Origin of the sequence: Metapseudomonas resinovorans DSM 21078 (assembly GCF_000423545.1) — a bacterium.
GTDB classification, from domain to species: Bacteria; Pseudomonadota; Gammaproteobacteria; order Pseudomonadales; family Pseudomonadaceae; genus Metapseudomonas; species Metapseudomonas resinovorans.
The window spans coordinates 290,806-317,336 of record NZ_AUIE01000002.1; the positions used below are offsets into that span (position 1 = coordinate 290,806).

25 protein-coding genes are annotated in these 26,531 nt (G+C 59.7%); 7 read left to right on the forward strand and 18 right to left on the reverse strand.

Translation table 11 applies throughout. The features are described 5' to 3' along the window. Positions 1–12 precede the first annotated feature (12 nt). From G559_RS0103910 to rpmH, 14 genes are all read right to left on the reverse strand, one after another. Entirely contained in the window at positions 13–549 is a 537-nt protein-coding gene (locus G559_RS0103910) for a F0F1 ATP synthase subunit delta (protein WP_028627000.1), read from the reverse strand. A 12-nt stretch (positions 550–561) separates the two neighbouring features. Further along, positions 562–1,032 (reverse strand): F0F1 ATP synthase subunit B, encoded by a 471-nt coding sequence (locus G559_RS0103915; protein ID WP_028627001.1) that lies wholly within the window; start codon positions 1,030–1,032, stop codon positions 562–564. Positions 1,033–1,081: 49 nt separating this feature from the next. Next, entirely contained in the window at positions 1,082–1,339 is a 258-nt protein-coding gene (gene atpE, locus G559_RS0103920) for a F0F1 ATP synthase subunit C (RefSeq protein WP_003457994.1), read from the reverse strand. Positions 1,340–1,513: 174 nt separating this feature from the next. Further along, positions 1,514–2,383, reverse strand: coding sequence for a F0F1 ATP synthase subunit A (gene atpB / locus G559_RS0103925; protein WP_028627002.1), 870 nt, complete (start codon positions 2,381–2,383; stop codon positions 1,514–1,516). A 16-nt stretch (positions 2,384–2,399) separates the two neighbouring features. Then, positions 2,400–2,807, reverse strand: a complete 408-nt coding sequence (locus G559_RS0103930; RefSeq protein ID WP_028627003.1) for a F0F1 ATP synthase subunit I — start codon at positions 2,805–2,807, stop codon at positions 2,400–2,402. 147 nt (positions 2,808–2,954) lie between these two features. Continuing rightward, positions 2,955–3,827, reverse strand: coding sequence for a ParB/RepB/Spo0J family partition protein (locus G559_RS0103935; RefSeq protein WP_028627004.1), 873 nt, complete (start codon positions 3,825–3,827; stop codon positions 2,955–2,957). Positions 3,828–3,836: 9 nt separating this feature from the next. Further along, positions 3,837–4,625: a ParA family protein gene (locus G559_RS0103940; protein ID WP_028627005.1), complete on the reverse strand. Its 789-nt coding sequence runs from the start codon at positions 4,623–4,625 to the stop codon at positions 3,837–3,839. A 14-nt stretch (positions 4,626–4,639) separates the two neighbouring features. Further along, a complete protein-coding gene (rsmG, locus tag G559_RS0103945) occupies positions 4,640–5,287 on the reverse strand; it encodes a 16S rRNA (guanine(527)-N(7))-methyltransferase RsmG (protein WP_028627006.1) in 648 nt (215 codons plus the stop codon). Next, a complete protein-coding gene (gene mnmG, locus G559_RS0103950) occupies positions 5,287–7,179 on the reverse strand; it encodes a tRNA uridine-5-carboxymethylaminomethyl(34) synthesis enzyme MnmG (RefSeq protein WP_028627007.1) in 1,893 nt (630 codons plus the stop codon). The genes rsmG and mnmG overlap by 1 nt, the downstream gene beginning before the upstream one ends. A gap of 513 nt (positions 7,180–7,692) precedes the next feature. Further along, positions 7,693–9,060 (reverse strand): tRNA uridine-5-carboxymethylaminomethyl(34) synthesis GTPase MnmE, encoded by a 1,368-nt coding sequence (gene mnmE, locus G559_RS0103955; RefSeq protein ID WP_028627008.1) that lies wholly within the window; start codon positions 9,058–9,060, stop codon positions 7,693–7,695. 84 nt (positions 9,061–9,144) lie between these two features. Then, the gene (gene yidC / locus G559_RS0103960) at positions 9,145–10,824 is read right to left on the reverse strand and encodes a membrane protein insertase YidC (RefSeq protein ID WP_028627009.1); all 1,680 of its coding nucleotides are present in this window, start codon (positions 10,822–10,824) and stop codon (positions 9,145–9,147) included. A 2-nt stretch (positions 10,825–10,826) separates the two neighbouring features. Next, positions 10,827–11,072: a membrane protein insertion efficiency factor YidD gene (gene yidD / locus G559_RS0103965; RefSeq protein ID WP_028627010.1), complete on the reverse strand. Its 246-nt coding sequence runs from the start codon at positions 11,070–11,072 to the stop codon at positions 10,827–10,829. Continuing rightward, entirely contained in the window at positions 11,065–11,469 is a 405-nt protein-coding gene (gene rnpA, locus G559_RS0103970) for a ribonuclease P protein component (RefSeq protein ID WP_028627011.1), read from the reverse strand. The genes yidD and rnpA overlap by 8 nt, the downstream gene beginning before the upstream one ends. Before the next feature lie 14 nt (positions 11,470–11,483). Further along, positions 11,484–11,618: a 50S ribosomal protein L34 gene (rpmH, locus tag G559_RS0103975; protein ID WP_003290924.1), complete on the reverse strand. Its 135-nt coding sequence runs from the start codon at positions 11,616–11,618 to the stop codon at positions 11,484–11,486. Between the two features lie 528 nt (positions 11,619–12,146). On the opposite strand from rpmH, the gene dnaA reads away from it, so the two are divergent. The 7 genes from dnaA to G559_RS0104010 all read left to right on the forward strand — a co-directional run bounded on the left by dnaA (position 12,147) and on the right by G559_RS0104010 (position 21,971). After that, positions 12,147–13,610 carry a chromosomal replication initiator protein DnaA gene (gene dnaA / locus G559_RS0103980; RefSeq protein WP_028627012.1) on the forward strand — a complete coding sequence of 488 codons (1,464 nt, stop codon included), beginning with the start codon at positions 12,147–12,149 and terminating at the stop codon, positions 13,608–13,610. Positions 13,611–13,639: 29 nt separating this feature from the next. Further along, positions 13,640–14,743, forward strand: a complete 1,104-nt coding sequence (dnaN, locus tag G559_RS0103985) for a DNA polymerase III subunit beta (protein WP_028627013.1) — start codon at positions 13,640–13,642, stop codon at positions 14,741–14,743. A gap of 7 nt (positions 14,744–14,750) precedes the next feature. Then, entirely contained in the window at positions 14,751–15,857 is a 1,107-nt protein-coding gene (recF, locus tag G559_RS0103990; RefSeq protein WP_028627014.1) for a DNA replication/repair protein RecF, read from the forward strand. Next, positions 15,854–18,274: a DNA topoisomerase (ATP-hydrolyzing) subunit B gene (gyrB, locus tag G559_RS0103995; RefSeq protein WP_028627015.1), complete on the forward strand. Its 2,421-nt coding sequence runs from the start codon at positions 15,854–15,856 to the stop codon at positions 18,272–18,274. The genes recF and gyrB overlap by 4 nt, the downstream gene beginning before the upstream one ends. Before the next feature lie 456 nt (positions 18,275–18,730). Beyond that, on the forward strand, positions 18,731–19,738 hold the full coding sequence (locus G559_RS0104000) for a hypothetical protein (RefSeq protein ID WP_028627016.1): 1,008 nt from the start codon (positions 18,731–18,733) through the stop codon (positions 19,736–19,738). A 720-nt stretch (positions 19,739–20,458) separates the two neighbouring features. Continuing rightward, on the forward strand, positions 20,459–20,824 hold the full coding sequence (locus tag G559_RS30765; RefSeq protein ID WP_051246386.1) for an Nmad3 family putative nucleotide modification protein: 366 nt from the start codon (positions 20,459–20,461) through the stop codon (positions 20,822–20,824). Positions 20,825–21,779: 955 nt separating this feature from the next. Then, positions 21,780–21,971 (forward strand): hypothetical protein, encoded by a 192-nt coding sequence (locus G559_RS0104010; RefSeq protein WP_028627017.1) that lies wholly within the window; start codon positions 21,780–21,782, stop codon positions 21,969–21,971. Positions 21,972–22,104: 133 nt separating this feature from the next. Here the strand turns inward: G559_RS0104010 and G559_RS0104015 are convergent, their stop codons facing one another. From G559_RS0104015 to glyQ, 4 genes are all read right to left on the reverse strand, one after another. Beyond that, the gene (locus G559_RS0104015) at positions 22,105–22,869 is read right to left on the reverse strand and encodes a lysophospholipid acyltransferase family protein (RefSeq protein ID WP_028627018.1); all 765 of its coding nucleotides are present in this window, start codon (positions 22,867–22,869) and stop codon (positions 22,105–22,107) included. Positions 22,870–22,883: 14 nt separating this feature from the next. Further along, positions 22,884–23,420 carry a D-glycero-beta-D-manno-heptose 1,7-bisphosphate 7-phosphatase gene (gmhB, locus tag G559_RS0104020; RefSeq protein ID WP_171016519.1) on the reverse strand — a complete coding sequence of 179 codons (537 nt, stop codon included), beginning with the start codon at positions 23,418–23,420 and terminating at the stop codon, positions 22,884–22,886. Positions 23,421–23,485: 65 nt separating this feature from the next. Continuing rightward, positions 23,486–25,531, reverse strand: a complete 2,046-nt coding sequence (gene glyS / locus G559_RS0104025; RefSeq protein WP_028627020.1) for a glycine--tRNA ligase subunit beta — start codon at positions 25,529–25,531, stop codon at positions 23,486–23,488. Continuing rightward, on the reverse strand, positions 25,528–26,475 hold the full coding sequence (glyQ, locus tag G559_RS0104030; RefSeq protein WP_028627021.1) for a glycine--tRNA ligase subunit alpha: 948 nt from the start codon (positions 26,473–26,475) through the stop codon (positions 25,528–25,530). Before glyQ ends, glyS begins: the two co-directional genes overlap by 4 nt. Positions 26,476–26,531: the final 56 nt, after the last annotated feature.

Genomic DNA, 26,531 nt, shown 5'->3' on the forward strand with positions numbered 1-26,531 from the left:
GCCCCTTCAAACTCAAGATTTCAACGCTTCGGCCAGTTTCGCGATTTTGCCGCGAACCGAGCCATCGATAACCAGGTCGCCGGCGCGGATGACTACACCACCTATGAGGCTGGAGTCTTCCACGGCGTGCAGACGCACTTCCCGGCTGAGCCGTGCGCTGAGAACCTTGGCGAGTTTGTCTTGCTGTTCATCGCTCAATGCGAAGGCACTGGTGACTTCCACGTCTACCGATTTCTCTTGTTCGGCCTTGTAGAGCTCGAACTGTTCGGCGATTTCCGGCAGCAGCACGAGGCGGCCATTCTCGGAAACAACGTGGATGAAGTTCTGTGCCTGGGCGTCGAACTTGTCGCCAACCACCTCTATGAAGGTGTTGGCTTTCTCTGCGCTCGTCAGTCGCGGGGCTTTGAGCACACGCTGCATGGTGTCGTCCTGCGACACCGCAGCGGCCAGGCCTAGCATGGCCGACCAAGAGGCCAGCTGCTGATGGGCCTGGGCGTACTCGAAAGCAGCCTTGGCGTAAGGTCGGGCCAGCGTGGTCAGTTCTGCCATGATCGCCCTCGCTTAAATTTCGGCTGCCAGTTTGTTAACCAGCTCCGCGTGCGCGTTTTGATCGATAGTGGCACCCAGGATCTTCTCGGCACCATTAACGGCCAGGCTACCCAGTTGGGCGCGCAGCGCGTCTTTGACGCTGTTCAGTTCCTGCTCGATCTCGGCCTGAGCTTGCGCCTTCAGGCGCTCACCTTCAGCACGTGCCTGATCGCGAGCTTCGTCGACGATCTGGGTAGCGCGCTTTTTGGCTTGCTCAATGATTTCAGCTGCCTGAGCCTTGGCTTCGCGCAGTTGCTGACCCACTTTTTCATGGGCCAGCTCCAGGTCACGAGCCGCACGGTTGGCAGCGTCCAGGCCATCAGCGATCTTCTTCTGACGTTCACGCAGAGCAGTGATGACCGGAGGCCACACGAACTTCATGCAGAACAGTACGAAGATGAAGAACGCAACGGACTGGCCGATCAGGGTTGCATTAATATTCACGCCAACACCTCGCTCGTTCGTTGTCAGTCGAATCCTCGAAAATCGAGGATTACTGGGCTACCTGAGCAATGAACGGGTTAGCGAAGGTGAAGAACAGAGCGATACCAACGCCGATCATGGTTACGGCGTCAAGCAGACCGGCCACGATGAACATTTTAACTTGCAGCATCGGAACCATTTCCGGCTGACGAGCAGCGCCTTCCAGGAACTTGCCACCCAGCAGACCGAAGCCAATGGCGGTACCCAGGGCACCCAGACCAATCAGCAGAGCTACGGCGATCGCGGTCAGACCTACTACAGTTTCCATTTTTCCTCCCGACTTTATGTCGTGTTGGTTAAGGTTTAAGTGAAGCGGTAAAGCGAAATCGTTTTGTTCCCACTGCCCTTGCGGGCTTCCCGCGCCGTGGCGCGAGACCATCAGAACCACAGGTGCACTTGATTTCTTCCCAGCGGGAGAGCGACCAGGTGCACCAAGAGATTCTTAATGGTTGTCCTCATGCGCCATCGACAGATAGACGATGGTCAGCATCATGAAGATGAAGGCCTGCAGGGTGATGATCAGGATGTGGAACACAGCCCACGCCCACTGCAGGGCAATGCCCAGGCCGCTCAGCAGCAGAATGCCGGCGCCGAACATCACGGCGATCAGGATGAACACCAGCTCGCCGGCGTACATGTTGCCGAACAGACGCAGTGCCAGGGAGATCGGCTTGGCGATCAGGGTGACGAACTCGAGCAGGAAGTTGACCGGAATCAGCAGGATCTGAACGAAGATGTTCTTGCTGCTGAAGGGGTGCAGGGTCAGTTCGCCGAGGAAGCCGCCGATGCCTTTGACCTTGATGCTGTAGAAGATGATCAGGCCGAACACCGAGAAGGCCATGCCAAGGGTGGCATTCGGGTCGGTGGTCGGAACGGCACGGAACGGAATGTGCGAATCACCGGAGATGAGGACGGCCAGCATCGGGATCCAGTCCACCGGGATCAGGTCGATGGCGTTCATCAGGAAGATCCAGACGAAGATGGTCAGCGCCAGCGGGGCGATCAGCGGATTACGACCGTGGAAGGTGTCCTTCACGTTGGTGTCGACGAAGTCGATCATGACTTCCACCAGGTTCTGCAGACCGCCAGGGATGCCGGAGGTGGCTTTCTTGGCTGCCAGGCGGAACAGGAGCACGAAGATCAGGCCCAGTCCGATGGACCAGCCCAGGGTGTCGACGTGGAAGGCCCAGAAGCCCATTTCCTTGGCTTGCTCGGCGCTGTGGGCGAAGCCCCAATCGCCATTGGGCAGACGACCGAAGGTCAGGTTCTGCAGGTGGTGCTGGATATAGCCCGAAGCGGTTTGCTCTGCCATGTTTGCCTCAAACGCCCTAAGGTTTCGAAAATCTTGTTCTCATCAGCAGGGGCGCGAACCAGCTGACGGACTGAGTCAGCAGGAAAGCGCCGAAAACTGCCGGCGCATCCAGGGGTTTCACACCTGCAAACGTCAGTGCAAACAGCACTGCCGTCAAAATCAACTTGCCCATCTCGCCCGCATAGAAAGAGCGGACTATCGCCTGGGCTGCACGGGCTCCGCTGTAACGGAACGCCTTGCGGGCGAAATACAGGTTCGGCAACCAGGCGATCAAGCCGCCGCACAAGCCAGAATATCCAGCCACCGTACCCCGCCACTGCCAGAGAACGACAGCGGCGAGCAGCAGTGCAACCAGTTGAACCAACAGTACCGGGAAAACCGGTAGACGATGGAAGGGCAAGCGGTTTGGCGTGCGGATATCCATCGCAGCAGTTCCTCTGGTGTCGGCCGCTGGAATCAACGACTTGGCATACTTTGTGCCGACAAAATTGCGCGCAGAGTATAGGGGGGGAACCCCCCCTGTTCAACTGCCGGGTAGTGAAATCCGACCGTCGCTACAGCGCCAAATGTTTCAGCGGATGTGGGCCAGGACGCCCTGTAGTTCGTCGAGGGAGTTGTAACGGATGACCAGTTGACCTTTGCCTTTCTGGCCGTGCTTGATCTGCACCGGAGCGCCCAGCCGCTCAGCCAGGCGCTGTTCAAGCCGGCTGATATCCGGATCGGCCTTGACCGGCTCGACAGCTTTTTCAGTAGCGTTCAGCCACTGCCGTACCAGTGCTTCGGTTTGGCGCACGGTCAGACCTCGTGCGACAACATGTCGCGCCCCTTCAACCTGACGTTCCAGGGGTAGACCGAGCAGCGCCCGGGCGTGTCCCATTTCCAGATCGCCGTGGGAGAGCAGGGTCTTGATCTCTTCAGGCAAGCCGATCAGGCGCAGGAGGTTGGTAATGGTGACGCGTGACTTGCCGACCGCTTCAGCCACTTGCTGCTGGGTGAGTTGGAATTCCTGCTGCAGGCGCTGCAGCGCGATGGCTTCCTCGATGGGATTGAGGTCCTCGCGCTGGATGTTCTCGATCAGCGCCATGGCGATGGCGGCTTCGTCGGGCACTTCTCGGACCATGGCCGGGATCTTGTCCAGCCCGGCTTGCTGGCTGGCGCGCCAGCGGCGCTCACCGGCGATGATCTCGAAGCGGCCCGCACCGATGGGGCGCACCACGATGGGCTGCATGACGCCCTGAACCCTGATCGACTGGGCCAGTTCTTCCAGGGCCGTTGGGTCCATGTCGCGGCGGGGTTGGTACTTACCGCGTTGGATCAGGTCCAGGGGCAGGTGCTGAAGCTCGCGGGTATCGACCTTTACGGCTTCTTCTTCAAGCGTGGTGACTGTACTGCCGCCCAGCAGGGCGTCCAAGCCACGGCCCAGACCTCGTTTTTTCGCGGCCATGCGGATTCCTTATGCGGTAGCGGTTTTGGCTTTGGCGCGCTGGCGTCGGACCAGTTCGCCAGCCAGCGCCAGATAGGCGATGGCGCCACGGGATTGCTTGTCGTAGACCAGGGCCGGCATGCCAAAGCTAGGGGCTTCGGCCAGCCTTACGTTACGAGGAATGACAGCGTCGTAGAGCTTGTCGCCGAAGTGTTCCTTGAGCTGCGCCGAAACGTCGTTGGTCAGGCTGATGCGCGGGTCGTACATGGTGCGCAACAGGCCTTCGATCTTCAGGTTCGGGTTCAGCAGCTGGCCGATGCGCTGGATGCTGTTCATCAGGTCCGACAAGCCTTCGAGTGCGTAGTACTCGCACTGCATGGGGATGATCACGCCGTCGGAAGCGACCAGCGCGTTGATCGTCAGCATCGACAGCGAAGGTGGGCAGTCGATGAGGATGTAATCGTAATTCTCGCGAATCGGCGCGAGGGCTTCGCGCAGGCGATGTTCCTTGCTGGGCATGTCCAGCAGTGCCACTTCCGCAGCTGTGAGATCGCGGTTGGCCGGCAGCAGCTGGTAGCCGCCGTGCTCGGAGTACTGCATGGCCGTAGCCAGGTCGCACTCACCGGTCAGCACGTCATAGACGGAATGCTCAAGGGCAAGCTTGTCGATGCCGCTGCCCATGGTGGCGTTGCCCTGGGGATCGAGGTCGATCAGCAGCACGCGTCGCTTGGTAGCGACCAGCGACGCGGCGAGGTTGACACAGGTGGTGGTCTTGCCGACCCCGCCTTTCTGATTGGCGATTGCGAATACCTTGGCCATGGCTGCCTTCCCCCTCATAGCGTGCGGCGCAGTATCAGCAGATGGCGCTGACCTTGGCAACCGGGAACCTCCAGCTGATGCGCGGACTCGACGCGGAAGTCCGCGGGCAGTGCCTGCAGCTCGTCATCCGGGTGCAAGCCTTTCATGGCCAGCCAGCGTGTTTCACCATCTCCGAGATGGCGCGTCCAGTTACTGAAATCCTCCAGCGAACTGAAGGCGCGCGACACGATGCCACTGAACGGCCGCTCGGGAGTGAAGGCTTCGACCCGGTTGTGGACAACTTCGAGGTTGGTGAGTTTCAGCTCCAGCTTCACCTGAGTGAGGAAACGAGTCTTCTTGCCATTGGAGTCGAGCAGTGTGAAGCGCCGCTCCGGAAACAGGATGGCCAACGGTATGCCCGGCATACCACCGCCGCTACCGACGTCCAGCCAGTTATCCCCAAGCTCGGCGACACGAGACACAACGCTCAGGCTATCGAGGAGGTGGCGCGAGACCATTTCATCCGGATCACGCACCGCAGTCAGGTTGTAGGCCTTGTTCCACTTGATCAGCAAGGCCAGGTAGGCGAGGAGTTTTTCCTGCTTTTCCGGAGTGAGTTCGACAGCGAGTTGCTGTGCGCCAGTGGCCAGTTCGTCGGCATGGCGCTGGGAAACCAGGGACATCAGGCGCTCTGCTCCAGCTTGCGGCCGGCACCGCGTTTCTTCAGGTGGATCAGCAACAGGGAAATCGCCGCCGGGGTCACGCCGGGGATACGACCGGCCTGGCCGAGAGTCTCCGGACGGGAGTTGCCGAGCTTGTGCTGGATCTCCTTGGAGAGACCCGAGATGGTGGCGTAGTCCAGGTCGTCGGGTAGTCGAATATCTTCGCTGGCCCTAAGGCGCGCGATCTCGTCCTGCTGCCGATCGATGTAACCGGCGTACTTGGTCTTGATTTCTACCTGCTCGGCTACTTGCGAATCCTCGGCGCCGCCTCCGGTGATTTCCACCAGTCCGGCGTAATCGATTTCCGGACGGCTCAGCAGGTTGAGCAGGTTGTATTCATGGGTAAGCGGGGTCCCGAAGCGGTGGGCGATTGCATCACCCTCGGGAGTACCCGGACGGACCCATGTGCTCTTCAGCCGTTGCTCTTCAAGCGCGATGCCCTCGCGCTTGGCTTCGAAAGCTGCCCAGCGGTTGTCGTCCACGAGGCCGAGCTCGCGGCCTTTTTCGGTGAGACGCAGGTCGGCGTTATCCTCGCGCAGGATCAACCGGTATTCGGCGCGCGACGTGAACATGCGGTAGGGCTCCTGGGTGCCCAAGGTAATCAGGTCGTCTACCAGGACGCCGATATAGGCTTCGTCGCGACGCGGACACCAGGCGTCCTTGCCTTGGGCGCGCAGGGCCGCATTGGCGCCAGCGAGCAGGCCCTGGGCACCCGCTTCTTCGTAGCCAGTGGTGCCGTTGATCTGACCGGCGAAGAACAGGCCGGATATGACTTTGGTTTCCAGGCTGTACTTCAGGTCGCGCGGATCGAAGTAGTCATATTCGATGGCATAGCCCGGACGCACGATATGGGCGTTTTCCATTCCGCGAATGGACCGGACGATGTCCAGCTGCACGTCGAATGGCAGCGAGGTGGAGATGCCGTTGGGATACAGCTCATTGGTGGTCAGACCTTCCGGCTCGAGGAACACCTGGTGACTGTCCTTGTCGGCGAAGCGGTGGATCTTGTCTTCGATGGACGGGCAGTAGCGCGGGCCGATGCCTTCGATCACGCCGGAATACATCGGCGAGCGATCGAGGTTACTGGCGATGACCTCGTGGGTCCGTGCGTTGGTATGGGTGATCCAGCAACTGACCTGGCGCGGGTGCTGTTCCTTCGAGCCGAGGAAGGACATGACCGGGATCGGGGTGTCGCCAGGTTGCTCGGTCATCACCGAGAAATCCACAGAGCGACCGTCGATACGCGGTGGGGTGCCGGTTTTCAGTCGACCGACACGCAGCGGCAACTCTCGCAGGCGGCGGGCCAGCGCAATGGACGGCGGATCGCCTGCACGGCCCCCCGAATAGTTTTGTAGACCAATGTGGATAAGTCCGCCGAGGAAGGTGCCCGTGGTGAGCACTACGGACTCAGCGAGGAAGCGCAAACCCATCTGAGTCACCACGCCTCTGACCAGGTCGTTCTCGACGATCAGGTCGTCACAGGCCTGCTGGAATATCCACAGGTTCGGCTGGTTCTCGAGTATCTCGCGAATAGCAGCCTTGTAGAGCACGCGGTCAGCCTGAGCACGCGTGGCACGAACGGCTGGTCCCTTGCGGCTGTTCAGCACACGGAACTGGATGCCCCCCAGGTCCGTGGCGGTAGCCATGGCGCCGCCGAGCGCATCGATCTCTTTGACAAGGTGGCTCTTGCCGATGCCACCGATGGCTGGGTTGCAGCTCATCTGGCCGAGGGTTTCCACATTGTGAGTCAGCAGCAGGGTCTTCACGCCCATGCGTGCGGCCGCCAAGGCGGCCTCAGTGCCGGCATGGCCGCCACCGATCACGATCACGTCAAAACGGGAAGGGAAATCCACCACGCACCTCGTGCCTGTTCAAGGCTGGGAAATAGAGAAAGCCGCACAGTATAGGGGAATTCACTCGCTCTCATGAAGCCGTCTGGCCAAAAAATAGCCAGTAGCTTTACCCGAGCTTATCCCTGGGGAGTTATCCAGATGGGGAAAAGTCTCTGTGGGTAAGAATAGAAAAGAGAGAAGAATTTCTTAAAAAGCCTGTTTTTATGTTTATACCTTAGGGAGAGGCTTTTCTGTTGATAAGTCAATCAGAGCCATTAAGAACGGGCGTTTCAGAGGATGATAACTCTGTGGCGATCCTGACCGTAGCCATTGAGTATGCCGTCAGAAAGCTGTGTATCTAAATGGTAGTTATGCACAGGAGATTTATCCCTTGGCTTTTCACCAGGGTTATGGACTGGGTTAAAGGCTAGTTATCAACAGGGTTCCGGCAAACCATTTTCCAGGCGGGAAGGCAGGAACGAACCGCCCGTTTGGCAGGCAGTCGCGTTCTCTGTGGATAAGAAGGGAGGGGGCTTACTTGCCGATGCAGAAACTGGAGAAGATGCGGCCGAGCAGGTCGTCGGAGCTGAATGCGCCAGTGATTTCGCCCAGAGCCTGCTGGGCTTGCCGCAGGTCCTCGGCGAGAAGTTCGCCAGCGCCGGCGAGCGTGAGCTGGGAACGACCATGATCAAGGAAGGAACCCGCCTGGCGAAGGGCTTCCAGGTGACGACGACGGGCGCTGAAGCTGCTTTCGGCGGTCTGTTGATAACCCATGCAGGCCTTCAGGTGTTCGCGAAGCAGCTCAAGGCCCTCTCCGGAGCGAGCCGACAGACTGAGGGTGACATGCCCATCGTCGCTGATTTCCAGCGCGCTTGTCTCGCCACTGAGGTCGGCTTTGTTTCGGATCAGGGTGACCTTTGCCGGGTCCGGCTTCTGGTCAAGGAACTCTGGCCATAGCGCGAAGGGATCCGCCGCTTCAGGCGCGGTAGCGTCTACCACCAGCAGTACCCGATCAGCTTCACCAATGGCTTTCAGGGCGCGCTCGACGCCAATCTTTTCCACATGGTCGTCGGTATCGCGCAAGCCGGCAGTATCTACAACGTGGAGGGGCATGCTATCGATGTGGATATGTTCCCGCAGCACGTCGCGGGTGGTGCCGGCAATGTCGGTTACGATGGCTGCTTCGCGCCCTGCCAGCGCATTCAACAGGCTGGATTTGCCTGCATTTGGGCGACCGGCGATCACTACGGTCATGCCATCGCGCAGCAGAGCGCCCTGGCCTGCTTCACGGATGACTGTGGATAAGTTTTCCCGAACGCCATCCAGCAGACCCAGTACGTGGCCATCGGCGAGGAAATCTATTTCTTCCTCGGGGAAGTCGATGGCGGCCTCCACGTAGATGCGCAGCTCTATCAGCTTCTCGGTCAATCCATGCACGCGCTTGGAGAACTCGCCTTGCAGCGAGCGCAAGGCATTGCGCGCTGCCTGTTCGGAGCTGGCTTCGATGAGATCGGCGATGGCTTCCGCCTGGGCCAGGTCGAGTTTGTCATTGAGGAATGCACGCTCGCTGAACTCACCGGGACGTGCCTGGCGAGCCCCCAGTTCCATGCAACGGCGCAGCAGCAGGTCGAGCACAACGGGGCCCCCGTGGCCCTGGAGCTCAAAGACATCCTCCCCGGTGAAGGAGTTAGGGCCTGGAAAATAGAGCGCAATTCCTTGGTCCAGGGTTTGCCCGGAACCATCGAGGAAGGGTCCGTAGTGAGCGAAGCGGGGTTTGGGCGAGCGACCGCTGATGGCTTCGGCAATCCGCGCTGCGTGGGGCCCGGATACGCGGACGATGCCCACGCCCCCGCGGCCCTGGGCGGTGGCGACGGCGACGATGGTGTCACGGATAGGATTCATCTGTTGATACCTTGGGATCTACGAATGGCAGATAGCAAGACGCCCCCAGAGGGGGCGTCTTGTTCAAGCTGTCTGGCGTCGCTGTCAGGCTGCTGCCTTCTTGCTGGCCGCCTCGATCTGCCGGGTAATGTACCACTGCTGCGCGATCGACAGGACGTTGTTGACCACCCAGTACAGTACCAGGCCAGCCGGGAACCACAGGAAGAAGAAGGTGAAGATGATTGGCATCAGCTTCAGTACCTTGGCTTGCATCGGGTCCGGCGGCGTCGGGTTCAGTTGCTGCTGGATGAACATGGTGGCGCCCATGATGATCGGCAGGATGAAGAACGGATCCTTGATCGACAGGTCGGTGATCCAGAACATCCACGGGGCCTGGCGCATTTCTACGCTTTCCAGCAGTACCCAGTAGAGGGCCAGGAAGACTGGCATCTGCACGAGAATCGGTAGGCAGCCGCCCAGCGGGTTGATCTTCTCCTTCTTGTACAGCTCCATCATCGCCTGGGACATCTTCTGGCGATCGTCACCGAACTGTTCTTTCAGGGCCTGGAGCTTCGGCGACACGGCTCGCATACGCGCCATGGACCGATAGCTGGCGGCAGAGAGCGGGAAGAACGCTGCTTTGATCAGGATGGTCAGGACGATGATCGACCAGCCCCAGTTACCCAACAGGCTGTGGATATGTTGCAACAGCCAGAAGATCGGCTGTGCGATGAACCACAGGAAGCCGTAGTCGACGGTGAGTTCCAGGCCCGGGGAGAGTTCCTTGAGGTGATCCTGGGTCTTCGGACCGGCGTAGAGAATCGCGGACGTTTCGGCCGAAGCGCCTGCTGGCACGTTCAGCGAGGGGCCTACGAAACCGACGATGTAGTTTCCACGGGAGTCCTTGCGGGTCTGGATGGCGTTGTTCTGGTCCTTCGGTGCGACCCAGGCGGTCACGAAGTAGTGCTGCAGCCAGGCTACCCAGCCTCCCTGCACGGTTTCCTTGAAGGGCTGCTTGTCCATGTCTTTCATGGAAAGCTTCTTGTACGGCTCGTCCGGAGTCCAGACAGCAGCACCCAGATAGGTGGACACACCAGTGGCTGTGGTTGCGGACGGGTCGGCACTGGCGTCACGTTTGAGCTGGGCATACATGCTGCCGGACCAGGGCTGGGCGCTCTGGTTGTCGACCTTGTAGGCCACCTGCAGTTCGTACTTGCCGCGATTCAGGGTGAAGCGCTTGGTGTAGTTCACACCGGCTTCGCTGAAAGTCAGGTCGACTACCAGTTGTTCCTGACCATCGGCCAGTTTGAAACTGCGCTGAGTGGCGCTGTACATGGGGCGGCCGTTGGCCCGGGCGTCCGGACCGTTGGCACCGACCAGGCCGCTTTGGGCCTGGTAGAGGCGCTCACCGCCATTGTCGAACAGCTGGAAAGGCACATCCGGATGATCCTGGCGGCGCGGGTACTTCGGCAGGGTCAGTTGGACGATGTCACCGCCATTCGGATCGATGGCCAGGCTCAGTACGTCGGTTTCAACACGGATCAGTTCGCTGCTGGGAGCGACGGTCTGGGGAGTTGCCGGCTCGCTGCGCTCAGCGCTGGCGGTCGGCACGTCGTCGCCGGACTTGGCGGTTGCGTTGTCGTCCGGCAGCGTCGATTGCGCGGAGCTTGCGCTGTTGCCTGCACTCGGCAGGGCGGCTTGGCCGTAGTCCTGGTTCCACTGCAGAACCATCAGGTAGGACACGATTGCCAGGGCGACGATCAGGATCGAGCGTTGAATATCCATGATTACTCGGCCATCGAAGGAGGTTGGGGAGTGTTGGCAGGTGGCACCGGGTCATAGCCGCCCGGATTCCACGGATGACAGCGGCCCAGGCGACGCAGGGTCAGCCAGCCGCCACGCAGGAGGCCATGTTGTTCGATGGCCTCCTGCGCGTAGCAGGAACAACTGGGATAGAAACGACAGTGACTGGCCATCAGTGGACTGATGGCATAGCGATAGAACTGGATCGGAGCGAGGGCCAGTTTACGCATGGGGACTGTCGGACACCCCTGATCCGGGAGAAGGTTCAGGGCGAGTCCGGCTGCGCGCGAGGCGTTTCCAGAGTTTGCCGAACTGATGCTTCAGCTCAGGATTCTCCAGATCGCCAATGCCTTTGCGCGCCACGATTACGATGTCCCACCCGACCAGCAACTCAAGGTTATGGCGGAAGGATTCGCGAATCTGGCGTTTTAGGCGATTGCGCTCGACGGAAAGCTTGACGCTTTTCTTGCCGATCACCAGACCCAGGCGGGGGTGATCAAGGCCGTTGTCACGCGCGAGGAGCAGGACGTGTTTGCCGGGAACCTTTCCGGTGGGTGAGTCGAAGACTGCCTTGAACTGTCGGGGTATCAGCAGTCGCTTTTCCCGATCGAAGCCCTGACTCACCACCCGTTCCGGATAAATCAGACGGTCAGGCGCTTGCGGCCCTTGGCGCGACGACGCGACAGGACTTGACGGCCGTTCTTGGTGGCCATACGGGCACGGAAACCGTGGGTGCGAGCGCGCTTGATGGTGCTGGGTTGGAAAGTGCGTTTCATGATGCTTTTACCTGGTGGTCACTACGGGCCGGAAGTGGCCCCCGTTTAAAGAGACCGGCAATTCTAGTGAAACGGTGCGGGCAGGTCAATTTCCAACCAGCGCTGTCGAGTAAAAGAATATAGAAGAAAGGGAAATTTAAAAAAGCTTGGTTATGTTTTTTATAACTGTGCCCCCGCCTTGCCTGTGGAAAACCCGGCACAGGCCGTATGCAGCCTGTGTGTGAGTCGACTAACAACCTTGTCAGAAAGAGGTGGTCTGGCTGTGCGCGATCTGGGTAGAAGCTGGGGGTGAAAGGCGAGGTTACCCACAGGCGAGTTATGCAGGCACTTTTCCCCAGGAGAGAAGGCCGGGTTATGGCATGGTTATCCACAAGATTCATGCCAAGCACAGCGTGATTCTGCGCGGTGAATAACATATTGATTTTATTCACCCATTCGACATCTTTCGTGTGGATAACTCATCCCGTGGCGGCTACAATGACCGCTGTTTTGTTTGAGTCCGGCATCATTCCGACTTGGGGGACATCCGTGTCAGTGGAACTTTGGCAGCAGTGCGTGGAGCTCTTGCGCGATGAGCTGCCTGCCCAGCAATTCAACACCTGGATCCGCCCATTGCAGGTTGAAGCCGATGGAGACGAACTGCGCGTTTACGCGCCGAATCGGTTCGTGCTCGATTGGGTCAACGAGAAGTACATGGGGCGGCTCCTCGAGTTGCTCGGCGAACGGGGCAACGGCCTGGCGCCTGCTCTTTCCTTATTAATAGGCAGTAAGCGCAGCCCGGCACCGCGGAAGGCACCACCGCCCCCGCCTCCGGTCATGGCGCCTCCGCCTCCCCCTCCTGCCGCACCATCGCATAAGCGCATCGAGACCGTGGAGGAAACCCGCGACAACCTCGATCCGTTGGCGTCGGTGGTATCTGCACCGGCGATCCGCACGGAGCGTTCCGTGCAAGTGGAAGGGGCGTTGAAGCACACCAGCTACCTGAATCGCACCTTCACCTTCGAGAACTTCGTCGAGGGCAAGTCCAACCAGTTGGCCCGTGCGGCGGCCTGGCAGGTGGCGGATAACCCCAAGCATGGCTACAACCCGCTGTTCCTTTATGGCGGCGTGGGTCTGGGTAAAACTCACCTGATGCACGCTGTGGGTAACCACCTGCTGAAGAAGAATCCGAATGCCAAGGTGGTTTACCTGCATTCCGAGCGATTCGTCGCAGACATGGTCAAGGCCCTTCAACTGAATGCGATCAACGAGTTCAAGCGCTTCTATCGATCTGTAGACGCGCTGCTCATCGACGACATTCAGTTCTTCGCCCGTAAGGAGCGTTCGCAGGAGGAGTTTTTCCACACCTTCAACGCCCTGTTGGAGGGCGGTCAGCAGGTGATTCTCACCAGTGACCGCTACCCGAAGGAAATCGAAGGCCTGGAAGAGCGCCTGAAGTCCCGCTTCGGCTGGGGGTTGACGGTAGCTGTCGAACCACCGGAGTTGGAAACCCGTGTCGCCATCCTGATGAAGAAGGCCGAGCAGGCCAAGGTCGATCTGCCGCACGACGCCGCGTTCTTTATCGCTCAGCGTATTCGTTCCAACGTGCGCGAACTGGAAGGTGCGCTGAAACGAGTGATTGCCCACGCCCACTTCATGGGCCGGGATATCACCATCGAACTGATCCGTGAGTCGCTCAAGGACCTCCTGGCCCTGCAGGACAAGTTGGTCAGCATCGATAACATCCAGCGCACCGTAGTCGAGTACTACAAGATCAAGATGTCCGACATGCTCTCCAAGCGCCGCTCGCGCTCGGTGGCTCGGCCGCGGCAAGTCGCCATGGCGCTGTCCAAGGAATTGACGAACCACAGTCTTCCGGAGATCGGCGATGCGTTCGGCGGACGAGACCACACCACGGTGCTCCATGCCTGTCGTAAGATTGCACAACTAAGGGAATCCGACGCGGATATCCGCGAGGATTACAAGAATCTGCTGCGTACATTGACCACCTGACCGCAGCCCAAGAGGCAAGGGACTAGACCATGCATTTCACAATTCAACGCGAAGCCCTGTTGAAACCCCTGCAACTGGTCGCCGGCGTCGTCGAGCGCCGCCAGACCTTGCCGGTCCTCTCCAACGTGCTGCTGGTAGTCGAAGGCCAGCAGCTGTCGTTGACCGGCACTGACCTCGAGGTCGAGCTGGTTGGGCGCGTTGCCCTGGAAGAGCCGGCTGAGCCGGGTGAGATCACCGTACCGGCCCGTAAGCTGATGGACATCTGCAAAAGCCTGCCCAGCGACGCGCTGATCGACATCCGGCTGGACGAGCAGAAGCTGCTGATCAAGGCAGGCCGCAGCCGCTTCACCCTCTCGACGCTGCCAGCGAACGATTTCCCGACCGTGGAAGAAGGTCCTGGCTCGCTGAATTTCAGTCTCGTGCAGAGCAAGCTGCGTCGGCTGATCGAACGCACCAGTTTTGCCATGGCTCAGCAGGACGTTCGTTACTACCTCAACGGCATGTTGCTGGAGGTGAATGCCGGTGTGCTGCGTGCCGTTGCCACAGACGGTCACCGGCTGGCCATGTGTGCCATGGAAGCCGGGCTTGAAGGTGTCGACCGGCACCAGGTCATTGTGCCGCGCAAAGGTATCCTGGAACTGGCTCGCCTGCTGACAGAGCAGGACGGTGAGGTTCGTATCGTGCTAGGCCAGCATCATATCCGTGCTACTACCGGTGAGTTCACCTTCACCTCCAAACTCGTGGACGGTAAGTTTCCGGATTACGAGCGTGTGCTTCCCCGTGGCGGTGACAAGCTGGTAATCGGTGACCGCCAGGCGCTGCGTGAGGCCTTCAGCCGTACTGCGATCCTTTCCAACGAAAAGTACCGTGGTATTCGCCTGACGCTCGCTTCCGGCCTGCTGAAGATCCAGGCGAACAACCCGGAACAGGAAGAGGCTGAAGAAGAAGTAGCGGTCGATTACAACGGCAGTAACCTGGAGATTGGTTTCAACGTGAGCTACCTCCTGGACGTACTGGGCGTGATGTCCACTGAGCAGGTTCGTCTGATTCTGTCCGATGCGAACAGCAGTGCCCTGGTGCAGGAAGCTGGCAACGACGATTCCTCTTACGTCGTAATGCCGATGCGTCTGTAACGACTCAATGTCCCTTAGCCGTATCTCGGTCACCGGCGTGCGCAACTTGCAGCCGGTGACCCTCTCCCCCTCCCCCCGCATCAACATTCTCTACGGCGCTAACGGCAGCGGAAAAACCAGCTTGCTGGAGGCAATCCACCTCCTCGGTCTTGCCCGTTCGTTTCGCAGTACTCGGCTGCAACCAGTCATTCAGTACGAACAGCCTGCATGCACGGTGTTCGGTCAAGTCAGACTTGCCGAGGGTGGGCAGAGTAATTTGGGAATTTCCCGGGATCGTCAGGGCGAGTTCCAGATTCGCATCGATGGGCAGAATGCAAAAAGTGCTGCCCAACTGGCGGAGACCCTGCCGCTTCAACTGATCAACCCGGATAGTTTTCGACTGCTCGAAGGTGCTCCGAAGATACGTCGACAGTTCCTGGATTGGGGAGTGTTCCACGTGGAACCTCGCTTCCTTCCCGCTTGGCAGCGACTGCAGAAGGCGCTGAGGCAGCGGAACTCGTGGCTCCGGCATGGTACACTGGACGCCGCTTCGCAGGCGGCTTGGGACCGGGAGCTATGCCTGGCCAGTGATGAGATAGACCAGTATCGCCGGGCCTACATCCAGGCGTTGAAGCCGGTCTTTCAACAGACGCTTGCTGACTTGGTGGAACTCGATAGTCTCACGCTTAGCTATTACCGTGGCTGGGACAAGGATCGGGAGCTATCCGAAGTGCTGGCCACTTCCCTCCTCCGCGATCAACAAATCGGACACACCCAGGCCGGGCCGCAACGCGCCGACCTGCGATTGCGTTCAGGTGCACACAGCGCGGCAGACATACTGTCGCGCGGTCAACAGAAGCTAGTGGTTTGCGCCTTGCGAATTGCGCAGGGCCATTTGGTGAACCATGCGAAACGTGGCCAGTGCATCTACCTAGTTGACGACTTACCGTCAGAGTTGGACGAGCAGCATCGGCAATCACTTTGCCGTTTGCTGGAAGATTTGGATTGCCAGGTGTTCATTACCTGCGTTGACCATGAATTTCTGAGGGATGGCTGGCGCACGGATACGCCAGTTGCCATGTTCCACGTGGAACATGGCTGTATCAGCCCCACGATCATCGGGAGTGAAGCATGAGCGAGAACAGAACGTACGACTCTTCCAGCATCAAAGTGCTGAAGGGGCTGGATGCCGTACGCAAACGCCCCGGTATGTACATCGGCGACACCGATGATGGGACAGGTCTACACCACATGGTGTTCGAGGTCGTTGATAACTCGATCGACGAAGCGCTTGCCGGCTTCTGCTCGGAAATTAGCATCACCATCCACACTGACGAATCCATCACCGTTCGCGACAACGGTCGTGGCATTCCGGTAGATATCCATAAGGAAGAAGGGGTTTCTGCCGCCGAGGTCATCATGACCGTGCTGCATGCGGGTGGTAAGTTCGACGACAATACCTACAAGGTGTCTGGCGGTCTCCACGGCGTGGGTGTGTCCGTTGTGAACGCCTTGTCCGAAGAGCTACGTCTTACAATCCGTCGTGCTGGTCAGGTCTGGGAACAGATCTACCGCCATGGCGTTCCGCAGTTCCCGTTGCGCCCGGTCGGCGAGACCGATGGCACCGGCACCGAAGTGCATTTCAAGGCGTCGTCTGAGACGTTCAGCAACATCCACTTCAGCTGGGACATCCTGGCCAAGCGCCTGCGTGAACTGTCCTTCCTCAACTCGGGCGTAGGCATCGTGCTGCGCGACGAGCGCAGCGGCAAGGAAGAGCTGTTCAAGTATGAAGGCGGCCTAAAGGCGTTCGTCGAGTATCTGAACACCAACAAGACCATCGTTAACGAGGTCTTCCACTTCAATGTTCAGCGCGAAGAAGACGGCGTTGGTGTAGAAGTCGCCCTGCAGTGGAACGACAGCTTCAACGAAAACCTCCTCTGCTTCACCAACAACATTCCTCAGCGTGACGGTGGCACCCATTTGGCGGGCTTCCGCTCCGCGCTTACCCGTAACCTGAACAACTACATCGAACAGGAAGGCCTGGCGAAGAAGTACAAGATCGCCACCACCGGTGACGATGCGCGCGAAGGTCTGACTGCCATTATTTCGGTTAAGGTGCCGGATCCCAAGTTCAGCTCCCAGACCAAGGACAAACTCGTTTCCTCCGAAGTGAAAACCGCGGTGGAACAGGAAATGGGCAAATTCTTCGCTGACTTCCTGCTGGAAAACCCGAACGAAGCCAAGGCCGTAGTCGGAAAGATGATCGACGCCGCCCGCGCCCGAGAGGCGGCGCGCAAGGCTCGTGAGATGACCCGCCGCAAGGGTGCCCTGGACATCGCCGGTTTGCCGGGAAAACTGGCCGACTGCCAGGAAAAGGACCCTGCCCTTTCCGAACTCTACATCGTGGAGGGTGATTCAGCGGGTGGCTCGGCGAAGCAAGGCCGCAACCGCAAGACCCAGGCGATCCTGCCGCTCAAGGGCAAGATTCTCAACGTAGAGAAAGCCCGTTTCGACAAGATGCTGTCCTCCCAGGAAGTCGGCACCCTGATTACTGCACTAGGCTGCGGGATCGGGCGTGAGGAGTACAACATCGAGAAGCTGCGCTACCACAACATCATCATCATGACCGACGCCGACGTCGACGGTTCGCACATCCGAACCCTGCTGCTGACCTTCTTCTTCCGGCAGATGCCGGAGCTGATAGAGCGCGGCTACGTCTACATCGCGCAACCGCCGCTGTACAAAGTGAAGAAGGGCAAGCAGGAACAGTACATCAAGGATGACGAGGCCATGGACGAGTACATGACCCAATCGGCCCTGGAAGACGCCAGCCTGCACGTCAACGAAAATGCACCCGGTCTCTCCGGTGAAGCTCTCGAGCGTCTGGTGAACGATTACCGCAACGTGATGCGCACGCTCAAGCGCCTGTCGCGCCTGTATCCCCAGGACCTGACTGAGTACATGATCTACCTGCCACGTGTCAGTGTTGATCAGCTCTCCGACCAGGCGGCGATGCAAGCCTGGTTGGAAGGCTTGCAGGCGCGTCTGAAGGCAGCCGAGAAGTCGGGCCTGACCTACACCGCCAGCCTTCGTGAAGACCGCGAGCGTCACCTGTGGCTGCCGGAAGTTGAGCAAACTGCTCATGGTCTGTCCCACTACATAACCTTCAACCGGGATTTCTTCGCCAGCAACGACTACCGCCAGGTGACCGAGCTGGGAGACCAACTCAATAACCTGCTGGAAGATGGTGCCTACGTTCAGCGTGGTGAGCGCAAGAAGCCGGTGACGAGCTTCAAGGAAGCACTGTCCTGGCTGATGACCGAAAGCACCAAGCGTCACACCATCCAGCGCTATAAGGGGCTGGGTGAGATGAACCCGGAGCAGCTGTGGGAAACCACGATGGACCCAACTGTCCGTCGCATGCTCAAGGTCACCATCGAAGACGCCATCGCCGCGGACCAGATCTTCAACACATTGATGGGTGACGCCGTCGAGCCGCGTCGTGACTTCATCGAGAGCAACGCCTTGGCGGTGTCGAACCTCGACGTCTGATGTGCTGTCGATAGGCAGTATGCGCGTCTGAGCGTCATTGACGCTGCAATCAAAACTTGAACCCCGGCCAAAAGCCGGGGTTTTTCTTTTTCCGCGCAATGACTAAATGATGGGTTTAGGCGAGCGTGAAAAGCCAATCAGGCAATTCATGCCAATCAGGTGAGCACCGCTAAACGGGTTTGCGAAGTGGCGTTGATGGGGCGGGCGCATTGGCCTGGCTTGCAGGTAAAACCTATGATTAGAAGTCTGCGGAGTACTGGAGCCATCAGACCGCTTTGTTCAGGGACGCTGCGACCCGTGCATGTGTTCAACAGAGGCCGTCCAGGGGGATCTCCACGCTCGCATGGGAGGTTACTCGGCAAGGTTGGCCTGGATAGGGTTTGGTATGTGGCATTCGGTTTAATCTCTCGAGCCACCAGGTGTGTCGCCGGCAAAAGTAGCCAGAGGAGTGACTTCTTGAAGTATGCCTTGCTCGTAAGCATTGTGAGTCTGTCACTGGTCCTGGCGGCTTGTGGCACACATCCGGCGGTGCCTCCGCATTACGACGAAGTCTACAAGTCGTACATGCAAGGCCACATGGAGATGCTGCGTACTCACGCACCTTGGATGACCGAGACTGAGCGGCATGCACATGCCCAGGCTCAGGCGGCCGAGGTGATCAAGAGTTTGAAGGCGCAGAACCAGTTCGGTGGCATGGTTCCTCCTATCATGATTCCGTTGCCAGCCCCACCATCGGCGGATGTACCTAAGGCTGTAGAAGAGCCCCTACCCCCGAAACCCAAGTTAGAGACTGCGGACGTTGAGCCGCTTGCGAAGCCTGATCTTCAGTCTCAGGCTCCCTCGGTGGGGGCAGTTCAACTTGTCCAGGATGATCCTCCCTCGCTGGCGCCTTCAGTGGCTGTCCAGCCGGTGCCCACTGAAGAGGTGGTCAGCACAGAGTCGCTGGAGGTGGACGGCCGGGGCTTTCTCGATGGCACCTATGTCCTCGAAGGCGGGAGTTACTCCATCAATATCGAGCAAGACGGAGATAACCTGGTTGTCGTCGAGCCAAACAAGCGGTCGATCTATGAGCGGCAAGCTGACGGCAGTTACCAGTTCTACAGCGAAAATAGTGGATCGACATTCTCGCTGCGCCTCCTCGACCCGGGCACCATCGAGATGGATCGAGTTCCGTCTGCTGGCACTCCCAGTACCTTGAAACGGGTGGAGGAAAGAGACGCAGCTCAAGTTTCAGCCGTGAACCAAACCTACGCCTCAATCGCGAAACACTACAGTGAACTGGCTCAGAGCGATCCGGATAACGTCCAGGTCTGGACGATGTGTTCAGCGGTAGCGCTCAAGCGCAGCCTCTCTGAAGACGAAGACTTCTCGCGCCATGCGAGGCAGGTATCGGAGAGTTTGAAGTCGATCATTGTGACCAACACGAACCCTTGTTCCGATGCGATTCCAAGCACCTATTGGTAGGTGAATACATTGGCTATGTCTGCGTTAAGTGTTGCTAGAACGTCCTGAGCCAAGTTGATTATCGAGTTCTGCGGATGTTTCTGGTTTCGCCTTCCCAGGCGCCTCCCTTTGGCAGACGACCCAAAGGAAGCAAAGGTCTTGCCCCTGCATCCGGGTCCGGCTTCGCCGGACTGCCCTCCCTCCATCGTTGCTCCGGGGGCACGGCGAGAGGGGCCATCCATGGCCCCACACACCTCTCGCGGCATCCATGCCGCTCGTCCCCCTGCGCAACGATTCCACTCGGCCTCCTGAAGGGGCGTAGTCGCTGCCCCACCTCGTTTGCCCGGTTTCAGGCCCGTGTGGGCTTCAGGATGGCTTGAGCCTCGCCGGCGCGAGTCACCCCTCGCCCTCTGGGAGAGGGGCTGGGGGGTGAGGGGTGCGTCAGGCTGGCGCGGAAGCCTAGAAGGCTTGTGCTAGAGCGCTTCACTCAACGTTGCAACAGCTAACACAGACAGAGCCAATACATTCAACATGCGTTCTGGTGAGCGTGTGGCTGTTACGTGGTTCCCGAATCAGGAGCAGCCCGAAAGCTGCGCGACCCATTGAACGCTGCTGCGGGACATTGATGATTCTGGCCTATCGAATAACTCCGCGTCGCGGCCCGATTCAGTGCGGGCCTCGGGGGCCGCTGGCAGCAAGCGTTGGTCAATCAATCAGCTGAAATAATAGAGGAGCCCGGCGATGCGAATCATCCTGAGCCGCAAGGGTTTCGATTCGTCTGCCGGAGGTTGTCCGAGTCCACTACTGCCAGATGGACGCCTTTGCTCACTCCCCATCCCGGACGAGGCATCGCCCATCTCCTACCGGGAGATCGACTACTGTGGCACCAACCTCGGTGAGTTGCTGTGCCAACTGACGCTGAATGCGCGCTGGAAGAGCGAAGGGGCTCACCTGGACCCAGACCTACGCGCCGATGCCCTACCCCGCTTACCAGGCTGGACACCGATGCTGGGGCAAAGTGGCAGTGCTCAGGGACACTTGCGTAATGAGGGCGTGACGGTCGGCGACCTGTTTCTCTTCTTCGGCTCCTTTCGTCCCGTACAGTAGGTAGCGGGTGGTTGGCGCTTCAGCGCGCGCCAGGCTCCCCGCCAGATAATCTGGGGCTGGCTGCAAGTAAATCCCAATCGATGGACACATGCCGAAGACGGTTGCCTGCTGGACAGCGCATTCCGGGGTCAGGAGTCCGTCCTGGATATGCACGGCGATGAACGCCAGCTGGGGTGGATCAGATCGTTGCTGGCGTCAGCTTGAACCTGAGGAGTTTTCCTTTTCAGGGCAATGGGTTACACGCGTGAAACAGGGGGTAACACTACGGTGGCAATCCAGTGTGAGGAGTGTTACCCAGGGTCCGGCTTTGGAGCATTTGGGCGGGTCGTATCGGAACATTTCAGGGCCTGGACAGAGCGCTCTCGAGGACATGATTTTTGTAAGATGTTGATTTATAAAGGTTTACAAAAACATGGCACGACTCATGCTCTATAGACGGTACAACAACAATAACAAGCTGCAAAAAGAATGTTTTCGACTCTGACAGAACAACAACAACAGCCCAGAGAAGAAGCAAACCGATTTTTTTGGACAGGGTGTGTCGTTCCATACCCGGTGGCTAGAGCAACAGAACAATAAAACTACCTCGAGGTAGCGGCGCTCTGGTTGGTTCAGTTAATGACGATGGCATGATCAGCGTCCAAAAAAATCCGTTTGCCCTCGGTCCATGTTGGGACCAGCCAATTCTGGCTCGCTAGTAGCCAGTAGCAAAAAACAACAACGAATACGCGATAAGAACAACAACAAAAAAGAAAAAACATTTGAGGGGAGCTTCGGCTCCCCTCAGTGCTTTCTGGTTTGCGAAAACTCCATTCCTTTTCTGATCCCCATATCGATCCGGTTGAGACGCGGTTGCGCGTTCCCGTGGCCGTTGGGTGTGTCGGCGACTGATTGGGAAGCGTAGTCTGGAGGCGCTTGCAGAGGCCCAGAAGGCCATACAGGAGCAGCGGGATGGATGAGAGCAAGGGGGGATGCTTCGGGCATCTCCGATGAAGAGATCAGCGCTTACATGACACGGCAGCTGCGTTCAGGCCGGGTCAAGCCTGCTGTGCTGGTGGTGCTGACTGAGAAGAACTTCCCGGGCGTCGCTCGCGAACGGATCATCCGTTGTTTCAACGCCCTGGATTCGAAGTATCTGAAGGGGTAACGCTGGGGGCTGGCAGAAATCGTTATGCACTTTCTCGCTAAGCCTTAGCGTAAAAGGTAAACCCTTTTAGATCAGGGGTTTGCGCAGTGATTTCGGCGATTAGCCAAAATTTTGTTAACAGCTTATCCACAGATCAGGCCGGTTGATCCAGAGTCGCTGCGGATTGCGGGCCCTCGAGCTCGCGCTGAGTGGCTTCCACCCAGGCGAAGGCTCGCTCGTTCAGCTCGGCGATCGCACGCGGGCCCTCTCCCTCTGCCTGCATCGCGGGGCCAATGACGACCTGGATGGTCCCGGGGCGCTTGGCCCAGCCTTCCTTGGGCCAGAAATGCCCGGCGTTGTGCGCTACCGGTAGGACGGGTAGTCCGGCATTGACTGCCAGCGCTGAGCCGCCGCGGGAGAACTTGCCCATCTGCCCGACCGGAACTCGAGTGCCTTCGGGGAAAATCAGCACCCAGGCACCCTGCTTCAAGCGCTCGTCGCCCTGCGCCGCCAGTTGCTTGAGGGCAGCCTTTGGATTACTTCGATCAATCGCGATGGGCTTCATCAGTGCCATGGCCCAGCCGAAGAAGGGCACGCGCAGTAGCTCGCGCTTGACCACCTGGCTGAGGGGCTCGAAGGCACCCGAGAGGAAGAACGTCTCCCAGGTGCTCTGATGCTTGGCGAGGATCACGCAGGGCCGATCAGGCACATTCTCAAGTCCCTTCACCTCGTAGCGAATGCCGACCATCACTTTGGCGAGCCAGACGGCGAAACGGCACCAGCGCCAGACAATGAAACGGTAGCGTGCCCGGAAGGGCATGAACGGTGCGAAGAAGAGACTGAGCGTGCCCCAGATGAAGGCGCTCAACGACAGCAGCAGGTAAAAGAGGAAGGTTCTGATGGCCTGCACTGTCGTCATGGGAGCTGTTGACCTTACTGAAGTAGATGTGTGGCGACTGCCGCCAGATCGTCGAATACCAGGGTTCCCGCTGGCAACGGCTTGGCCAGGGTGCGTTCGCCCTTGCCGGTCTTCACCAGAACGGGCTGACAATCGACGGCCCGCGCGGCTTCCAGGTCACCACTGCTGTCGCCAACGAACCAGGTGCCAGCAAGGTCCACGCCATAGTGTTCGGCGATGCGCTCAAGCATTCCGGGGCGCGGTTTGCGGCAATTGCAGCCTTCGTCAGGGCCGTGGGGGCAGAACTGAATAACGCCGAGTTCACCGCCCTGCTCCGCCACCAGTTCGCGCAAGCGGGCATGCATGGAGTCCAGGGTCGCGAGATCGTAGTAACCGCGGGCAATGCCCGACTGGTTGGTGGCCACGGCAACGGTCCAGCCAGCCTTGCTCAGACGGGCGATGGCCGCGATCGCGCTCGGAATGGGGATCCATTCATCGAGGGATTTTATGTAAGCGTCGGAGTCTTCATTGATAACGCCGTCGCGGTCGAGAATCAGTAGTTTCATGAACATTGCCTGAAGCGCAGAGCCGGATACCCGAAGCACCAGGCTTCGGGTATCCGTTCCGCGGGCTTATATCAGCCCAGTACCGAGATGTCCGCTACGCCCAGGAACAGGCCGCGCAGCTTGGCCAGCAGTGCGTAGCGGTTGCTGCGTACAGCGGCGTCTTCGGCGTTGACCAGTACGGCCTCGAAGAAACTGTCCACCGGCTCACGCAGGCTGGCCAGGCGCTCCAGCGCCTCGCGGTAGCTGCCGGCGTTCGCCAGGGCCACCTCGGCGTCGGCCACGGCCTTGGCCAGGGCCTGCTCGGCGGCTTCCTGCAGCAGCGCATTGTCCACGCTGCCCGGCACGCTACCTTCAGCCTTGCTCAACAGGTTGGAGACACGCTTATTGGCGGCGGCCAGGGCGGCAGCTTCAGGCAGCTTGCGGAAGGCTTGTACGGCCTGCACGCGCTGGTCGAAGTCCAGCGCCGAGGTCGGCTGCAGGGCGCGTACGGAGAGGTACACGGCCACGTCCACGCCTTCGTCTTCATAGCGGGCCCGCAGGCGGTCGAAGACGAACTCCAGCACCTGGTCGGCCAGCCCTTCGGACTTCACCTTGGCGCCATAGAGGTCGACAGCGAAGGCGACGGCGGCGGCGAGGTCGAGATTGAGCTGCTTCTCGATCAGGATGCGCAGCACCCCCAGGGCCTGACGACGCAGAGCGAAGGGGTCCTTGCTGCCGGTGGGCAGCATGCCGATGCCGAAGATGCCGACCAGGGTGTCCAGTTTGTCGGCCACGGCTACCGCGGCACCGGTGAGGGTTTGCGGTAACTCGGCGCCAGCGCCACGGGGCATGTATTGCTCGTTCAGCGCCTGGGCGACATCTTCCGGCTCGCCATCGTTGATCGCGTAGTAGTAGCCGGCGATGCCCTGCATCTCCGGGAACTCGCCGACCATTTCAGTGGCCAGGTCGCACTTGGCGAGGATACCGGCGCGGGCAGCGCGGGCCGGGTCGGCGCCGATCTGCTCCGCCACGAAGCCTGCCAGGCGGGATACGCGCTCGGCCTTCTCGAACACGGTGCCGAGCTGGGCCTGGAACACGACGTTTTTCAGGCGTTCATTGAAGCTTTCCAGCTTCTGCTTCTTGTCCTGCTTGAAGAAGAACTCGGCGTCGGTGAGGCGCGGGCGCACCACCTTTTCGTTGCCGGAGATGATCTGTGCCGGGTCCTTGCTGTCCACGTTGGCCACGGTGATGAAGCGCGGCAGCAGCTTGCCGTTGGCGTCCAGCAGGCAGAAATACTTCTGGTTGTCCTGCATGGTGGTGATCAGGGCTTCCTGCGGCACTTCGAGGAAGCGTTCCTCGAAGGAGCACACCAGCGGCACTGGCCACTCGACCAGGGCAGTCACCTCGTCCAGCAGGTCAGCGGGAACCACTGCGGTGCCCTTCTGCTCGGCGGCCAGCTCGGCAACGCGCTTGGCGATGATCTCGCGGCGCTCGGCGAAGTCGGCCAGCACGTGGGCGCTGCGCAGGTCTTCCAGATAGGTGGAAGGCTTGCTGATGCGGATATTGTCCGGGTTGTGGAAACGATGGCCACGGGATTCACGGCCGGCCTTCTGCGCGAGGATCACGCAGTCGACAACTTCTACGCCGAACAGCATGACCAGCCATTGGGTCGGGCGGACGAACTCTTCGCGGCGCGCGGCCCAGCGCATGCGCTTGGGAATCGGCAAGGCGGCGAGGGAGGTTTCGACGATGCCGGGCAGCAGGCCTGAGGCGGGCTGGCCGGGGATGGTCTGGCTGAACTTCAGCTTCGGGCCGCTCTTGTCGATCTGCTCCAGGTCGACGCCACATTTGCGGGCGAAGCCCAGGGCAGCCTGGGTCGGCTTGCCTTCGGTATCGAAGGCGGCCTGGACCGGCGGGCCGTCGAGATTGACGCTGCGATCGGGCTGCTGGGTCGCCAGTTGCTCGACCACTACCGCCAGGCGGCGCGGGGCGGCGAATACCTGGGCCTTGGCATAGCCGAGGCCGGCGGCCTTGAGGCCTTGTTCGATACCGCCGAGGAAGGCATCACCCAGGGATTTCAGGGCCTTGGGAGGCAGCTCTTCGGTGCCCAGCTCTACCAGGAAATCTTGTGCACTCATTCTTGAGCCTCCAGCTTGGCCAGTACTTCGTCACGCAGTTCGGGAGTGGCCATGGGGAAGCCGAGGCGCGCGCGCGCCTGCAGGTAGCTTTGCGCCACGGCGCGGGCCAGGGTGCGCACGCGCAGGATGTAGCGCTGGCGCTCGGTCACCGAGATCGCACGGCGGGCGTCCAGCAGGTTGAAGGTGTGGGAAGCCTTGAGGACCATCTCGTAGGTCGGCAGCGGCAGCTGCAGCTCGATCAGGCGGTTGGCCTCGCTTTCGTAGAAGTCGAAGAGTTCGAACAGCTTCTCGACGTTGGCGTGCTCGAAGTTGTAGGTCGACTGTTCCACCTCGTTCTGGTGGAACACATCGCCGTAGGTGACCTTGCCGAACGGGCCGTCGGCCCAGACCAGGTCGTACACCGAATCGACGCCCTGGATGTACATGGCCAGGCGCTCCAGGCCGTAGGTGATCTCGCCGGTGACCGGGTAGCACTCGATGCCACCGACCTGCTGGAAGTAGGTGAATTGGGTCACTTCCATGCCGTTCAGCCAGATTTCCCAGCCCAGGCCCCAGGCGCCAAGGGTCGGCGATTCCCAGTTGTCCTCGACGAAGCGGATGTCATGCACCAGCGGGTCGATGCCGATGGCTTTCAGCGAGCCGAGGTACAGCTCCTGGAAGTTCTCCGGGTTGGGCTTCAAGACCACCTGGAACTGGTAGTAGTGCTGCAGGCGGTTGGGGTTTTCGCCGTAGCGGCCGTCGGTCGGGCGGCGGGACGGCTGCACATAGGCGGCGTTCCAGGTCTCCGGACCGATGGCGCGGAGGAAGGTGGCGGTGTGGAAAGTACCGGCGCCCACTTCCATGTCGTAGGGCTGGAGCACCACGCAGCCCTGCTCGGCCCAGTACTGCTGCAGGGCGAGGATCAGGTCTTGGAAGGTGCGCACGGCGGGCGTAGTCTGGCTCACGAAATTCACCTGTGCTGGGTCTTCGACGGAAAATGCCGGAGTATACCCGATCCGAC

Coding starts and splice junctions, on each gene's coding strand:
- G559_RS0103930 (WP_028627003.1), bottom strand. CDS start 2,807: ATGGATATCCGCACGCCAAACCGCTTGCCCTTCCATCGTCTACCGGTT.
- G559_RS30765 (WP_051246386.1), top strand. CDS start 20,459: ATGCGAATCATCCTGAGCCGCAAGGGTTTCGATTCGTCTGCCGGAGGT.
- gmhB (WP_171016519.1), bottom strand. CDS start 23,420: ATGTTCATGAAACTACTGATTCTCGACCGCGACGGCGTTATCAATGAA.
- gyrB (WP_028627015.1), top strand. CDS start 15,854: ATGAGCGAGAACAGAACGTACGACTCTTCCAGCATCAAAGTGCTGAAG.
- mnmE (WP_028627008.1), bottom strand. CDS start 9,060: ATGAATCCTATCCGTGACACCATCGTCGCCGTCGCCACCGCCCAGGGC.
- G559_RS0103935 (WP_028627004.1), bottom strand. CDS start 3,827: ATGGCCGCGAAAAAACGAGGTCTGGGCCGTGGCTTGGACGCCCTGCTG.
- atpE (WP_003457994.1), bottom strand. CDS start 1,339: ATGGAAACTGTAGTAGGTCTGACCGCGATCGCCGTAGCTCTGCTGATT.
- dnaN (WP_028627013.1), top strand. CDS start 13,640: ATGCATTTCACAATTCAACGCGAAGCCCTGTTGAAACCCCTGCAACTG.
- rsmG (WP_028627006.1), bottom strand. CDS start 5,287: ATGTCCCTGGTTTCCCAGCGCCATGCCGACGAACTGGCCACTGGCGCA.
- atpB (WP_028627002.1), bottom strand. CDS start 2,383: ATGGCAGAGCAAACCGCTTCGGGCTATATCCAGCACCACCTGCAGAAC.
- G559_RS0104015 (WP_028627018.1), bottom strand. CDS start 22,869: ATGACGACAGTGCAGGCCATCAGAACCTTCCTCTTTTACCTGCTGCTG.
- rpmH (WP_003290924.1), bottom strand. CDS start 11,618: ATGAAACGCACTTTCCAACCCAGCACCATCAAGCGCGCTCGCACCCAC.
- G559_RS0103940 (WP_028627005.1), bottom strand. CDS start 4,625: ATGGCCAAGGTATTCGCAATCGCCAATCAGAAAGGCGGGGTCGGCAAG.
- glyS (WP_028627020.1), bottom strand. CDS start 25,531: ATGAGTGCACAAGATTTCCTGGTAGAGCTGGGCACCGAAGAGCTGCCT.
- G559_RS0103910 (WP_028627000.1), bottom strand. CDS start 549: ATGGCAGAACTGACCACGCTGGCCCGACCTTACGCCAAGGCTGCTTTC.
- yidC (WP_028627009.1), bottom strand. CDS start 10,824: ATGGATATTCAACGCTCGATCCTGATCGTCGCCCTGGCAATCGTGTCC.
- G559_RS0104010 (WP_028627017.1), top strand. CDS start 21,780: ATGAGAGCAAGGGGGGATGCTTCGGGCATCTCCGATGAAGAGATCAGC.
- recF (WP_028627014.1), top strand. CDS start 14,751: ATGTCCCTTAGCCGTATCTCGGTCACCGGCGTGCGCAACTTGCAGCCG.
- yidD (WP_028627010.1), bottom strand. CDS start 11,072: ATGCGTAAACTGGCCCTCGCTCCGATCCAGTTCTATCGCTATGCCATC.